The sequence below is a fragment of the Mediterraneibacter sp. genome (genome assembly GCF_030825015.1).
In the GTDB taxonomy this organism is placed as follows: domain Bacteria; phylum Bacillota; class Clostridia; order Lachnospirales; family Lachnospiraceae; genus Mediterraneibacter.
Map to the genome: position 1 here is coordinate 98,751 of NZ_JAPJQP010000002.1, position 14,652 is coordinate 113,402.

Genomic DNA, 14,652 nt, shown 5'->3' on the forward strand with positions numbered 1-14,652 from the left:
AAAAGATAAGGTGCAGGCTGCCGTATTTTTTATAATAAGTGGATTCCGTTTTCGGAAGCAGTTTCAACGATCTCTTCCGGCCACATAGAAGAATGGACTTCTCCGATATGGGCTTTTCTTAAATAGTACATGCAGATACGGGATTGACCGATTCCTCCGCCAACTGTATAAGGAAGCTCTCCGTCAAGAAGAGATTTTTGGAAAGGAAGTTCAGCGCGGTCTTCACATCCGGAGGCTTTGAGCTGAGATCTTAAAGCTTCTTCATCAACACGGATTCCCATGGAAGAAAGTTCAAGAGCAATATCAAGAACCGGATAGTATACGATAATATCGCCGTTTAATTCCCAGTCGTCATAGTCCGGCGCGCGTCCGTCATGTTTTTCGCCTGAAGCGAGTACTTTTCCGATCTGTGAAATGAAAACAGCCCCTTTTGCTTTGGCAATACGATGTTCCCTCTCCTTTGGAGTACAGTCGGGGAACATATCCTCAAGTTCCTGCGAAGTAATAAAGAAAATATCATCAGGAAGAAGAGGTTCGATATAATTATATCTTCTTGAAATGAAATCTTCAGTATCTTTTAAAGCGCTGTATACTTTTCGAACAGTGTATTCCAGCGTTTCCATGTTTCGTTCTTCTTTAGAGATGATCTTCTCCCAATCCCACTGGTCAACGTAGAGGGAGTGGATATTATCGGTATCTTCATCGCGGCGGATTGCCGTCATGTCAGTGTAAAGACCTTCGCCTGAATGAAAACCGTACTTCTTCAGGGCGTAGCGTTTCCACTTCGCGAGAGAATGAACGATCTCCGCGCAGGCATCGCCCTGTTCTTTGATTCCGAAAGAAACCGGACGTTCAACGCCGTTCAGGTTATCGTTCATACCGGATTGCGGAAGAACAAATAACGGCGCGGATACACGCGTCAGATGAAGAGACTTAGCAAGTGCACGTTCGAAATGATCCTTTACTTCTTTGATAGCGACCTCTGTCTCGCGGATCGTAAGCGGAGAAGAGTACCCCTCCGGTATTTTTAAATGTTCCATTATATAACCACTCCTCTTTTGATGTATTGACATTTATGTACTATTTTAATGTGGCGGGGAAGAGAAGTCAACTGTGATTTGGTTTGAGATACGAAACTTATCAACCGTATTGAAAGAAAGAAAAGAAAGTAAATTGTAAAAAAGACGGACAATGGATAAATAACAGATAATTTGAAAATATTTTAAAAAATATTAGAAATATTGTTGACAAATAGTAAATAGAGTGATATTATAAAGTCAACAAATAAAACAAACTAAATAATCAATCAAAAACAAATCAAAAAGATTTGATTTTGAAAGAATTTTAGTAAATGTTTTATTCATCCATCGAATATCGTGATCGGAGATCAGATGAAAGGTGCAGAGAAATATCATAATGACGAGAAAGTTATGAGAGAAGTAAAATCTGTAGCTGTAAAACATCAGAAACCGAAGTTCGATGGAAATTTAAGAACAGGAGGTACAGACCACCGGGAACATAAGTTAATCTATCCAAAAAAGATAGAACAGAGAGGTACAAAAGAATGATAGAGATATCACATTGAAAATGGATGTTGATCAAGATCAGTTGGTTGGCATCCATTTTCATTGTGATTTTTTGCAATGGTGACGAGTCAAAGTCCGGGCTTGCCCGAGACCTTGGCGGCTGCTTATAATCCCGGAACGCCTACAGAGTCATATTTATTGCACACCTTTGCTGGTAGAATTTAAAAATAAGGTTTTAACCGCTATTTTAGAAGGGCGGATATTTGAGAAAGGTGTGTTTTATATGAAAATGAAAAGAAAGACAGTAAGAAATATTTCGATATGTATCTGGTTGTTTTTGATGATTTTTTCGGCGGTTTTGTTCGCGTTCGGAGAGACGAAAAGTTCTCCGGCAGTATATATGTTTGTATGGGCGGCATGTCTGTGGAAAGCGTTATCTGCAGTTGGATGAATGATGGACGGAAATGATTTCCGTTTTTGGAAAATATGAAATGTCGGTGTATAACAGTTGTAATCAACTGAAGGAATGCTGTATAATAGTGCTATAGAGATTCGGTAAATTTCAATAGCAGAAACGAAGAATATCAGGTGGTTACACCGGAAAAGGGGGCTTGTGTATGAAGATAGATATGCACTGCCACGTAAAAGAAGGTTCGATCGACAGCAAGGTCGGATTGGAAGAGTATATTACGATTTTAAAGAAGCACGGATTTCAGGGGATGGTTATTACCGATCATGATACCTACAACGGATACCGGTACTGGAAAGAGAACATTAAAGGGAAGAAACATACGGATTTCGTTGTATTGAAAGGGATTGAGTATGATACGAGAGACGCGGGACATATCCTTGTTATTATGCCGGAAGGCGTTAAGATGAGGCTGCTTGAGATGCGGGGGATGCCGTTGGCGCTTTTGATCGATCTTGTGCACCGAAACGGAGGTGTGCTTGGACCGGCGCATCCGTGCGGAGAGAAGTATATGAGTTTTACGAATGCGAGACGGTATTATCTGTCGCCGGAGATTGTGAAACGGTTTGATTTCGTAGAAGCGTTCAATAGCTGTGAGCCTGTGGCGTCAAATTCCGGCGCGGAGAAATTAGCGAAGAAGTACGGGAAAGTTATGACAGGCGGCAGTGATTCTCATAAGCCGGATTGTGTCGGACGAGGATATACGATCCTTCCGGAACCGGTTACGTGCGAGACAGAGTTGATTTCGCTGATTCATAAGAAGACTCCGTTTAAGGCAGGCGGAGTGCTCTATAATAAGACGACGAAAGAGAAGATTGGTAAGATCAATAAGCTTCTTGTCTATTCTTTCTGGGTGTATAACAAGAGCGGGGAATTGGCGAAACGCCATGGGAGAAATAAAAAAATGGAGGAAGAACATCCTTTTGATCCGATTGATCCGATTGAATTGTATTATCATTCTTAGCAGTTTCTATTGAGGCTGTAGGAATTGTATGATCATGTGGCAATAAAAAAGTTGTCCATCAGTTATTTGTTTAACTGATAGACAACTTTTTTTTCTTCCTTTACTTCTTTGATCATTTTTTGTTTCAGCATATACGGCAGGATGGAGTCGAGAAATGCCTTCGGGTCGGTTACACCGATCCGTTCACTGTTAAAAGGCTGCTTTGCAGTCAAATCCTTCACAAACGGCTCAAGTTCTTTTCTTGTCAGAGATTTGTTTTTTTTGAGCGCTTTTTTAACATTTGCGATCCCTTTGGAACAAAGCAGATTGGATAAATCCTGTCCCTGACGCATTGTGCGCCAAAGTCCCCATCCGTAGATAATCATCGTGGCAACGGCAAACATTAATACATAAGGGATATATTTCACCATTATTTCTTCTCTTCTCCTTTCCAATAAATCAGATTGTTATCTTTCATGATCTCAAGAAATTTGATCAGTCTGGATAAAGACTTTTCCATTTTCGGAAATTCGGCGTCCATTTCTTTGGAAAGCTGATGTACGTCTTTTGTGTCGTCGATTGCATGCCATATAAAGCTTCCGTATTTATCCATTTTGATATCGCTGACTCTTGGGCGGCGGAATACTTTTTGGGCAATTCTGTGATAGAATCCTTTCCATTCAATGAAGACAGTTACGATCCCGTTTTCATCAGTTTCATATTCGATATCCGGGTTTTTCACCGGAATGAAATCAAGATAGTTTTTTTCACCTTTTTTTACTTTTTTACTCATTTTTATGGTAAATCCTCTCTATAACGTCATTACAGCATAATATCATAAAAAGAGACAGCCTGCAAGCTGCGGGCTGTCTCATCAGTAATTAAAACCTTATTTTTTAGCAGGTTTCGCCTTCATGCAGAGTGCGAACAATCCGGCAAGAAGAGCGATGAAGATGATAAGACTTCCAATCTGTGGAAGTGAGAAGCTTAAAGTAAGGTCAAGTTTCGCAACAGCAAATCCTGCAAGTAAGATACCTGTGAGCCCTTCTCCTGCGATAAGACCTGATGTGAAGAGAACACCCTTGTCTGTGCGAGCTTTCTTTTCTTCTGCTGTACCTTTGGCTTTTTCAACAAGGAAACGTACAGCTCCACCAGCCATGATACCTGCACTCAGGCTGAATGGGAGGTACATGCCGACTGCAAACGGCATTACCGGAACTTTCATGATCTCGACTACGATTGCGATAAACACACCGATGAGGATAAGTCCCCACGGAAGCTCTGCGTTCATGATACCTTCAACGAGCATTTTCATCATTGTAGCCTGAGCTGCCGGAAGTTCTTTTGATCCGTAGGACCAAGCTTCATTCAGAAGGTAGAGAACTCCTCCGATCGCTGCAGCAGAAACAACAACACCGATCAATTCACCGATCTGCTGTTTCTTTGGTGTAGCGCCTACGATGAAACCTGTTTTAAGGTCCTGAGAGGTATCTCCGGCGATTGCTGCGATTACACAGATAACACCGCCGATAGCGATTGCTCCGACCATACCTGTTGTACCTGTTGTACCTGTTGCTTTCAGAGTCAGTGTAGCGATGATCAATGTTGCGATCGCCATACCGGAAACAGGGTTGTTAGAAGAACCGATCAGACCTACCATACGGGAAGAAACGGTTGCAAAGAAGAAACCGAAGATAACGATGATAAGTGATCCGAGCGGGCTTACAGGGAATGCCGGGATGAGCCAGATCGCAACAACGATCACCAAAAGGATCACGAGAAGGATCGGCATCGGAAGATCCTGCTGTGTACGAACAAGCGTTGTGTTGGAACGCTTTTTGGACATACTGGACATTGCCTGTTTAAATGTACGAACGATCAGCGGGAAACTCTTGATGAGGCTGATCATACCGCCGGCAGCAACGGCTCCGGCTCCGATATATTTGATGTAGTTGCTCCAAAGAGCGGAAGGACCGTCGGCTGCGAGCATTTCCGCGATTGGCGCTGAGCCCGGGAAGATCGTAGCGTCGGCGCCGAACAGAGCGATCGCCGGCATAAGTACAAACCAGCTTAAAGTACCTCCTGCAAGCATGTAGCTTGAAATCTTCGGTCCGCAGATGAAACCTACACCTGCCAGAGCCGGGAGTACCTGAATACCGATCTGAGCTCCTGTATAGCTTTTGAATGCATATCCGATCTCGCTTGGGAATAATTTAAATCCGTCTGCGATGAATTTGTAAGCTGCTGCAATACCAAGTCCTGCAAATACAGTACCTGCTTTTGCACCTCCCTCTTCTCCTGCAAGAAGAACTTCAGCACAGGCTGTTCCTTCCGGGAACGGGAGTGTTCCGTGTTCTTCAACGATCAATGCCTGACGAAGCGGTACCATGAAGCAAATTCCAAGGACACCTCCGAAAAGTGCAACGAGAAAGATCGTCATCATGCTTGGGAAAGCGATCTTGCCTTCTTCAGCCCAGATAAATAATGCAGGCAGAGTGAAGATAGCACCTGCCGCTACAGACTCTCCGGCAGAACCGATTGTCTGTACAATGTTGTTTTCGAGAATGGAATCCTTACGAAGGATCACACGGATGATACCCATAGAGATAACGGCTGCCGGGATGGAAGCTGATACTGTCATTCCGACGATCAGTCCGAGGTATGCATTTGCGGCGCCGAAAACGATTGCAAGGATAATACCAATCACGATTGAAGTTACCGTAAACTCCGGAACAATCTTATCTGCCGGAATATACGGTTTGAACTCATTTTTCTTTTCCATGATGTTCATTCCTTTTCCTTTCTGTAAAATTAACGACTTCTTAACAGAGTCTATATCAGTATATCACTTTAGGGAGATAAAAGAAAGAAGAAAAAACTGTATTTATGTAATATTTAGGCAAAATTTGTCAATATTTCTATGACATTATTAATCTCATAACGGTTTTCTTATTTCTTTAGGAAAAAAATTTATATTTTTTGCATAGAAAAAAAGGAGGGATTTTCGGAAGCGGAGGAATGATATTTTTCACTTTATCTTTTGACAGGTTTCTTTTATAATGGAAGATAGGAAAACGGAAGGTGAAAGAGTGAAAATGAATGAAATTTTTGAACAGGCGTTTCCTTTTTGGGAAAGTCTGACAGAGAAGCAAAAAGAAGAGATTCGAAACAGTACGGTGAAGACACAGTGTCCTAAGAAAACGCAGCTTCATTTTGGCGGCGGAGAATGTGCCGGAGTTCAGATTGTCAGAAAAGGAAGAGTGAGAGTGTTTATTACGTCGCCGGGAGGCGGAGATATCACGCTGTTCCGTCTGCTGGAGGGGGACGTCAGTATTTTGAGCGCGGCATGTATGCTGAACGGAATGGATGTAGAGCTTGACATGGAGATGGAAACAGATTGCGAGCTTTATACGATTCCGAAATATGTATACCGCAGATTGTATGATGAAAGCGGGATCGTGAAAGACTATACGATGGAGATGATCTCGGAGAAGTTTTCAGATATTATGTGGCTGTTTAATCAGTTTGTGTTTTCGAATGTGGCGTCAAGAATTGCATCGGCGCTTTTGGATCATAAAGTAATGGAACAGTCGGAAAGTCTGGCGATTACGCATGAGGCACTGGCGCGGGATGCAGGAACTGCAAGAGAAGTTGTGACAAGAATTCTGAAACAGTTTCAGGCGGACGGACTTGTGAAGCTGACGAGGGGAAATGTGGAAATTCTTGATGAAGCAGGTCTGAGGAAGATTTAAGGAAGCTCTGATCTCGAAAATGCACAGAGTGATTATCTGTGATTTTGTCACGGAAAAGAAATTTCATCCGGTATAATATAATGACATACTCAATGAAAGAAAACAAAAAATAAAAACAAAATGAAAACCGATTGAAAGCATCGGAAAAACATTCAAAGAGAAATCTGGAAAAAGAAAATTCATTAAAAACAGACCGAATAAGGTCAGGAAAAGGAGAAATGAAAATGGCAGTAGTAAAATTGACAGCAGCAAATTTTGATCAGGAAGTTCTTCAGGCAGATCGCCCGGTATTAGTAGATTTTTACGCAGACTGGTGCGGACCGTGTAAGATGATGGGACCGGTAGTGGAAGAAGTTTCAGGAGAATTGGATAACGTAAAAGTGTGCAAGATCAACATTGACGAAGAGATGGACGTGGCGCAGCGTTATGGAGTTATGAGTATTCCTACATTTATTGCATTTAAAAACGGAGAAATAGCAGGCAAACAAGTGGGAGCTGTTCCGAAGAGCGCGCTTGCAGATTTGGTAAAATAAAAGGAGAAAACAGAGGCAGTTTATGTCATTACAATTTATTATGGGAAACTCCGGAAGCGGAAAATCTCATTATTTATATGAAACGGTCGTTCAGGAGGCGGCCAAAAATCCAAACAAAAACTATCTTGTCATCGTTCCTGAACAGTTTACGATGCAGACACAAAAAGATCTCTGCCTCGCACATCCGCGAGGCGGGATCATGAATATTGATGTGTTGAGTTTCGGGCGCCTGGCACACCGCATTTTTGAAGAGGTGGGGCAGGATGCCCGTACTGTGCTTGATGACGAAGGAAAAAGTCTTATTCTGCGTAAGATCGCAGGGGCGTGTGAAAAAGACCTGAAGGTTTTCAGGGGGAACTTGAAAAAACAAGGGTATATCAGTGAAGTGAAATCGGTAATTTCTGAATTTACGCAGTACGGAGTAGACTTTGATCTGCTGGATGACTTTATGGAAGAGATTCCGTTTGAAAGTTATCTGTATTATAAACTGGATGATATCCGAACAATCTATCAAAGCTTTGAAGAGTATTTGAGTGAAAAATATATTACAAAAGAAGAGATGCTTGATGTGCTCAGCGATGTTGTCCCGCATTCTGATATTTTAAAAGGAAGTGTGGTGGCAATGGACGGCTTTACAGGTTTCACACCTGTGCAGAACCGTCTGATCGGTGAGCTTTTTTCCGTATGTGAAAAAGTGATGATCACGGTGGAAATGGACGGAAGGGAAGATCCTTATGTATATCGGGATCCGTATCAGCTTTTTGCTATTGGTAAACAGATGGTTACATCACTTGTAAAGATTGCCAAAGAGAAAAAAACGGAAATAGACGATGCGGTATGTTTTTATGAAAGACCTGTGTATCGGTTTCGGAACAATCCGGAAATGGCGTTTTTGGAGTCGGAAATCTTTCGCTATTCAGGAGCGAAATATAAGCAAGACTGTGAGTTTATTTCCATGCATGAAGTTCGTTCCCCGGGAAAAGAGGCTGAATATGTAGCGGCGAATATTCGGCGTCTTGTGCGGACGAAAGGGTATCGGTATCGTGAGATTGCTGTAATTGCAGCAGATATGAACGTGTATGCAGACGTATTGGAAAAGGCGTGTGCATCTTTTGACATACCGGTTTTTATGGATCATAAAAAAAGCATCCTTTTGAATTCTTTTGTAGAGTATGTGCGGAGTCTTTTAGGGATGATACAGGAAAATTTTACTTATGAAAGTGTGTTTCGGTATTTAAGATCCGGGTATAGTGAATTTACAGAAGACGAGATTGACCGAATGGAAAACTACTGTCTTGCACTGGGAATAAAAGGATATAAGAAATGGCAGCAGGCGTGGGCGCGGAAGTCAAGGGAGGCAGACGAGCCGGAATTAGAGAAACTGAATCATCTGCGTGTAAAGTTTGTTGAAAAGATAGATCCGCTTGTCTTTGTTGCAAGGCAGAGAAAGAAAACAGTGTTTGACATTACGCTTGCGGTATATGAATTTATCGTCGGAGAACAGATACAGGAGAAACTGGAGCGACAGCAGCAATATTTTGCAGAACAAGGGGAACTTGCGCTGGCGAAAGAATATGAGCAGATCTACAGGATCGTGTTGGAACTGTTTGATAAATTCGCAGAGTTATTAGGAGAGGAACCGATTTCTCTGAAAGAATATTGTGAACTTCTTGACGCTGGATTCGAGGAGGCGAAGGTGGGGGTAATTCCGCCGGGCATCGATCAGGTTGTGATCGGCGATGTGGAACGTACAAGGATCAAAAATATACGCGCGCTCTTCTTTGTCGGTGCGAACGATGTGCTTTTGCCCGGAAATGCAGGAGCAGGAGGTCTCCTGTCTGAGAAAGACAGAGAGGAGTTTAGAAAGAAGCAGATCGCTTTGTCTCCGGGACCGAAGGAGAAGCTGTACATTCAAAAGTTCTATTTATATATGTCTCTGACAAAGCCGACAGAGTTTTTAAGTTTATCATGGTCGAAGGTATCGGGAGACGGGAAAATGATGCGTCCTTCATATTTGATACAGGAAGTTCGGCGGTTATTTCCGAAGCTTGCAGTGAAGGATGAGGAGAATACAGCGCTTCGCGAATGTGAGATTACCCGCAAGGGCGGCATAAAGAAAGTAGCGGAAGGAATTTGCTGCCGTCGTCTCGGTGTAGATGACCCGTGGAAAGAACTGTATACATGGTTCATAAAGGATGGAAAAAATGAGAAGGAGATTTCCGGCATTTTAGACGCAGGTTTTCTGCGCAGAACCGATACCAGGCTGGCGTCGGAAATGGCAGAGAAACTTTATACTTCCCGAAATCGTGTCAGCGTGACAAGACTGGAGAAGTTTGCGTCTTGTGCGTATGCCCATTTTCTCAGTTATGGACTGCGGCTTTCTGATCGGGAAGAATATGGATTTGAGGCGCTTGATCTTGGAAATATTGCACATAAATCTTTGGAAGTGTTTTCTAAAAAGGCAGATGCACAGAAGCTGAGATGGGAGGAAATACCGGAATCTCTTCGTGATGAGATGATCGATGCAAGTGTGGAAGAAAGTATCATTGATTATGGCAATACCGTTCTTTTTAGTTCCGCGCGAAATGAATATATGATCACACGGATCAAACGGCTCATCCGAACATCGGTGTGGGCGCTGACGAAGCAGATAGAAAAGGGGGATTTTGTTCCGAGCGGATATGAGATGCAGTTTGGAAGCGGGAAGATCGACCGGATTGATATTTGTTTCGATGGCGATCATGTATATGTGAAAGTGACGGATTATAAAACAGGAATGAAACGTTTTGATATTACGTCGCTCTATCACGGACTGCAGATGCAGCTTCCGGTTTATTTGAATGCGGCGCTGGAGGTGGAAAAGAGAAAATATCCTGATAAAACGATCGTGCCGGCGGGGATCTTTTATTATCGTATTCAAGATCCGATCGTTTCAGAAGAAGAGACAGAAGAGGCGGTGGAGAAAAGCATTTTAAAGGAACTGAAGCAGGACGGTCTGATCAATGGGGAAGATGCGGTTCTGGCTCATTTGGAAAGAGATCTTTCAGGAAATTCAATTCTATTTCCAATAGGAAGAAACAAGAATGGTTCGCTTAGTAAAAATTCCCGCGCTCTTTCTGAAGACATGTTTCAGACGGTCCTTTCTTTTGCGAAACAGAAGGAAGAATCGGTCAAAGAGCGAATGTATGCAGGGGAAGTATCTGTCTCTCCATATGAAATGGGAGATGCGACAGGATGTGATTATTGTCCGTATAAAGATATCTGCGGATTCGATCCGCGGCTGGAAGGATGCAGTTACCGCAGACTGAAACAATATTCTTCTGAAGAAGCCGTGAAAAAGATGAAGGAGACGCTGACGGAAAACGAGGAGAAGGATCAGGACGTATATCAGCGGGAAGAGAAAGGCGGAGAACAGTGAGTATGGGCGTGAAGTGGACAAAACAGCAGCAAAAAGTGATAGATCTTCGGAATCGGAATATTCTTGTGTCTGCGGCGGCCGGATCTGGAAAGACAGCCGTTCTTGTAGAACGTATCATACAAAGGATTACAGACGAGCAGTGTCCGGTGGATGTAGACAATCTTTTGATCGTAACGTTTACAGAGGCGGCTGCGGCGGAGATGAAAGACAGGATTAGGGCAGCCATTGAGAAAAGGCTGGAAGAAAATCCGGGAAACGAACATTTGGAACAGCAGGCGACTTTAGTACATAGTGCGCCGATTACAACGATTCATAGTTTTTGTCTGTCTGTGATAAGGGAACATTTTCATGTGATCGATCTTGATCCGGGATTTCGGATCGGGGAAGAAGGGGAACTGAAGCTTCTGAAACAGGATGTTCTAGACGAATTACTGGAAGAGCGGTATGCAGAAGGAGATCAAGAATTTCTCTCTTTTACAGAGCGGTTTGGAACCGGGAAAAATGACCGGAAGATCGAAGGGATTATCTTAAAACTGTATGAATATTCCCGCAGTTATCCCCAGCCGGTGAAATGGCTGGATCAATGTGTGGAAATATACGGAAAAGACGAAGCGGAAGAAAAGCTGGTACAGCAGATGTTGAAGCATGTTTATCTTCGCGTGAATGAACCGGAGAAGCTGCTTCAAAGATGTCTGAAAATATGTGAAGAACCAGACGGTCCGTATATGTATGGAGATATGCTGGAGTCAGATCTGTTACATGTAGAGAATATCAGGAGAAGCAGTGATTTTGCAAAAATGTATCGCGCAGTTACTCAGTTTGAATGGAAGACTCTCTCCAGAAAAAAGGATGACAGCGTATCGCCTGAGAAGCGAGAACTTGTGAAGTCGCTGAGAGATCAGGCGAAAAAGGCGATAACAGGAATAAAGGAAATGTATTTTTACACATCGGAAAATACATGGAAAGAAGATCTGCTTCAGGCAAGGGGATCAGTGGAAACGGCTGTGCTTTTGGTAAAGCAGTTTGCAGAGAAGTTTGCAGAGAAGAAGCGCAGCAGAAATATGATAGATTTTAACGATATGGAACAGTTTGCCCTTGCTGTTTTGACAGAAGAAAAAGAGGGAGAACTTGTTCCTTCCGTTGTCGCTCGTGAGTATGCGAAGCAGTTTGAAGAGATCATGATCGATGAATATCAGGACAGCAATTTCGTTCAGGAAACGATTTTGACAAGTGTGTCAGGGCAGGCAGACGGGAGAAACAATATTTTCATGGTAGGAGATGTAAAGCAGAGCATCTACAGTTTTCGTCTTTCAAGACCAGAACTGTTCATGGAAAAATATAATACATACAGCGTGGAAGACAGTGAAAAGCAGCGGATCGATCTGCATAAGAATTTCAGGAGCAGGGAAGAAGTTTTAGACGGCGTTAATTATATTTTTCATCAAATCATGAAAAAAGAAATGGGCGGGATAGAATATGACGATAACGCGGCTCTTTATGCCGGAGCGTCCTTCCCTGAAATCCGGGAGACAGACGAAAGAAATAAAAGGTCAGATACATCAGAGCAGAACGATCTGTTTAAGACAGAGCTGCTGGTTTTGGCTGAGTGGAAAAAGGATACAGAAAATGTACGCCGGACGGAAGCGAGAATGATCGCGAAGAGAATCAGAAAGCTGATGCGGGAAGGAATCGTTTTTGATAAAGAGACAGAAACGTACCGCCCGGTGAAATACAAGGATATCGTGATTCTGACAAGAAGTGTGAAAGGATGGGCGGAAGATTTTTCGGCAGTTCTTGCAGAAGAAGGGATTCCCGCGTATTCTGTAAGCAGGGAAGGTTATTTTGCGGCGTATGAGGTAAGCGTGTTACTCGACTATCTGAAAATACTTGATAACGGACGTCAGGATCTTCCGCTTGCGGCGGCGCTGACTTCTCCGTTTGGACGCCTTCGAACAGAAGAGATGGCAAAGATCAGGATGGAATACCCGGATACGCCGTTTTATGAAAGCGCACGGCTGTATGCTTCGGCAGAAGCGAACGATCCGGTTTTGCAAAAGAAGCTGTCGGAATTCTTTGAACAGGTTGATAGGTTCAGAGGAAAGGTATCTTATACTCCGATTCATGAGCTGCTGGAAGAAATTATAGAGGAAACCGGATTCGGTATCTATATCGGAGCGATGGAAGGCGGCGCTCAGCGGACGGCAAATATCGAAATGCTCGTGGAGAAAGCCAAGGCGTTTGAAGGAACAAGTTATAAAGGATTGTTTCATTTTGTGCGGTATATTGAACAACTGAAAAAATATGATGTAGATTACGGGGAAGCAGGAACGCTGGATGAGCAGGCGGATACAGTGCGGATCATGAGTATTCATAAGAGTAAAGGATTGGAATTTCCGATCGTGTTTGCAGCAGGACTGGGAAAAAGTTTTAATACGCAGGACACAAAAAGCAGTATGCTCCTTCATCCAAAATGGGGAATCGGAGTGGATAAGATTAATCTGGAACGGCGGACAAAGGCTCCAACCTTTCTGAAAAAAGTGATTCGTGAGGAGTTAATGTATGAAATGTGGTCGGAGGAAATGCGTATCTTGTATGTGGCGCTGACAAGAGCAAAGGATAAACTGATCATGACCGGAGTTCTGCCGCATCATTTTGTGATGCAGTCAGGGGAAAACGGAGTGATTACTACAGGGGCAAAATCTTATTTTGACTGGATCATGCCGGCGCTTTGGTCTGAAACGGCGGGAGGAGTAAGAAAGGATGCTCCGGTTGATGTTTTTTATTATACGCAGGAAGATTTGAAACCGGATGTTTCAGAGGTGAAGGCAGAAGAGCTGGCGCTTGATGTGTTGAAACATTGGGATGCGGAAAAGATTTATGATCTGAAATTCCGGGATCGGTTGGATGAGCAGATGAAGTATGTTTATCCGTATGATTTTGAAGGCAGTATGAAGTTGAAATTTACGGTGTCAGAATTAAAGAAAAGAACGATTCTGCAGGAAGAATCCGGTGAAGAGATGTATAAAGAACCGGAAGTTGTCCCGCTTATTCCTCATTTTATTAAGAAGGAAGACACGCTTTCCGGAGCTTCCAGAGGAAGCGCATATCACAAAATGCTTGAATTGCTTGATTTTGCAAAAGAGTATGATGAAAGCGGTCTGGAAGCTGAGTTGGAGAAGCTGACAGAAGCAGGACGTTTGTCAAAGGAAATGGCAGACTGCATCAGGATTGAAGATATGATGCATTTTCTTCAGACAAAGAGCGGAAGCCGTATGTCCCGGGCGGCAAGAAAAGAAATGCTTTATAAAGAGCAGCCGTTTGTGATCGGCGTGGACGCATCGGAGATCTATCCGGGAGATCAGTCTGGGGAAAAGATACTTGTACAAGGGATTATTGACGTATACTTTGAAGAAGAGGACGGACTTGTCGTGCTTGATTATAAGACAGATCAGGTGAAAAACGGGAAAGAACTGGCAGAAAAATACCATGCGCAGTTGGAATATTATGCGCAGGCGCTCTCGCAGCTTACCGGAAAATGCGTGAAAGAGAAGATCATTTATTCGTTTACTTTAAAAGAGGAGATCAATGTATGAAAATTCTGATGTATTATCTGATCGCTGTAAATGCAGTCACATGGATGATGTACGGTTTAGATAAATGGAAGGCAAAAAGCGGAAAATGGAGAATATCGGAAAGGGCGCTTCTTCTTGCCGCTTTGGCAGGCGGTTCTGTCGGGGCGCTGGCAGGGATGATGATGTTTCGCCATAAAACAAAGAAGCCGAAATTTTTCATAAGCGTACCGGTGTTTTTTGTGATCCACTGTGTGATAGCAGGATATATTCTTTTGAATTATTAACGAAAGAATTAAAAGCCGGAACAAAATGGGATTGTTTAAGAATGAAAACCGTATTGGAAAAGTCTATGATATTTCTGATACGGTTTTATTTTGGAAAGAGTTTTGTTTGACAAATGATATTATATAAAATATAATATTACTTGAATAATATATTT

Annotated in this window: 12 protein-coding genes; 8 read left to right on the forward strand and 4 right to left on the reverse strand. The window is 42.9% G+C overall.

Features of this window, described 5'->3' with window-relative positions; genetic code table 11:
• Positions 1–29 precede the first annotated feature (29 nt).
• Positions 30–1,040, reverse strand: a complete 1,011-nt coding sequence (gene asnA, locus RCH61_RS02140; RefSeq protein ID WP_178007710.1) for an aspartate--ammonia ligase — start codon at positions 1,038–1,040, stop codon at positions 30–32.
• Positions 1,041–1,391: 351 nt separating this feature from the next.
• Here asnA and RCH61_RS02145 point away from each other — a divergent pair, with 351 nt between their 5' ends.
• The 3 genes from RCH61_RS02145 to RCH61_RS02155 all read left to right on the forward strand — a co-directional run bounded on the left by RCH61_RS02145 (position 1,392) and on the right by RCH61_RS02155 (position 2,959).
• The gene (locus RCH61_RS02145; protein WP_178007712.1) at positions 1,392–1,568 is read left to right on the forward strand and encodes a hypothetical protein; all 177 of its coding nucleotides are present in this window, start codon (positions 1,392–1,394) and stop codon (positions 1,566–1,568) included.
• A gap of 241 nt (positions 1,569–1,809) precedes the next feature.
• On the forward strand, positions 1,810–1,977 hold the full coding sequence (locus tag RCH61_RS02150; protein ID WP_178007714.1) for a hypothetical protein: 168 nt from the start codon (positions 1,810–1,812) through the stop codon (positions 1,975–1,977).
• A gap of 166 nt (positions 1,978–2,143) precedes the next feature.
• Positions 2,144–2,959: a PHP-associated domain-containing protein gene (locus tag RCH61_RS02155; protein ID WP_178007716.1), complete on the forward strand. Its 816-nt coding sequence runs from the start codon at positions 2,144–2,146 to the stop codon at positions 2,957–2,959.
• A 62-nt stretch (positions 2,960–3,021) separates the two neighbouring features.
• Here the strand turns inward: RCH61_RS02155 and RCH61_RS02160 are convergent, their stop codons facing one another.
• The 3 genes from RCH61_RS02160 to RCH61_RS02170 form a co-directional block, all read right to left on the reverse strand.
• On the reverse strand, positions 3,022–3,369 hold the full coding sequence (locus RCH61_RS02160; RefSeq protein WP_178007718.1) for a hypothetical protein: 348 nt from the start codon (positions 3,367–3,369) through the stop codon (positions 3,022–3,024).
• Entirely contained in the window at positions 3,369–3,731 is a 363-nt protein-coding gene (locus RCH61_RS02165; protein ID WP_178007720.1) for a PqqD family protein, read from the reverse strand. Before RCH61_RS02165 ends, RCH61_RS02160 begins: the two co-directional genes overlap by 1 nt.
• Before the next feature lie 96 nt (positions 3,732–3,827).
• Positions 3,828–5,720, reverse strand: a complete 1,893-nt coding sequence (locus tag RCH61_RS02170) for an OPT family oligopeptide transporter (protein ID WP_330692897.1) — start codon at positions 5,718–5,720, stop codon at positions 3,828–3,830.
• Positions 5,721–6,033: 313 nt separating this feature from the next.
• Between RCH61_RS02170 and RCH61_RS02175 the strand changes: the two genes are divergently transcribed.
• The 5 genes from RCH61_RS02175 to RCH61_RS02195 all read left to right on the forward strand — a co-directional run bounded on the left by RCH61_RS02175 (position 6,034) and on the right by RCH61_RS02195 (position 14,497).
• On the forward strand, positions 6,034–6,690 hold the full coding sequence (locus RCH61_RS02175; RefSeq protein WP_178007727.1) for a Crp/Fnr family transcriptional regulator: 657 nt from the start codon (positions 6,034–6,036) through the stop codon (positions 6,688–6,690).
• Between the two features lie 224 nt (positions 6,691–6,914).
• Positions 6,915–7,223, forward strand: coding sequence for a thioredoxin (trxA, locus tag RCH61_RS02180; protein WP_178007723.1), 309 nt, complete (start codon positions 6,915–6,917; stop codon positions 7,221–7,223).
• A gap of 22 nt (positions 7,224–7,245) precedes the next feature.
• Positions 7,246–10,641, forward strand: a complete 3,396-nt coding sequence (locus tag RCH61_RS02185) for a PD-(D/E)XK nuclease family protein (RefSeq protein ID WP_306479764.1) — start codon at positions 7,246–7,248, stop codon at positions 10,639–10,641.
• Between the two features lie 2 nt (positions 10,642–10,643).
• Positions 10,644–14,234, forward strand: coding sequence for a helicase-exonuclease AddAB subunit AddA (addA, locus tag RCH61_RS02190; RefSeq protein WP_306479765.1), 3,591 nt, complete (start codon positions 10,644–10,646; stop codon positions 14,232–14,234).
• On the forward strand, positions 14,231–14,497 hold the full coding sequence (locus RCH61_RS02195; RefSeq protein ID WP_178006346.1) for a DUF1294 domain-containing protein: 267 nt from the start codon (positions 14,231–14,233) through the stop codon (positions 14,495–14,497). The genes addA and RCH61_RS02195 overlap by 4 nt, the downstream gene beginning before the upstream one ends.
• The last annotated feature ends 155 nt before the right edge of the window (positions 14,498–14,652 follow it).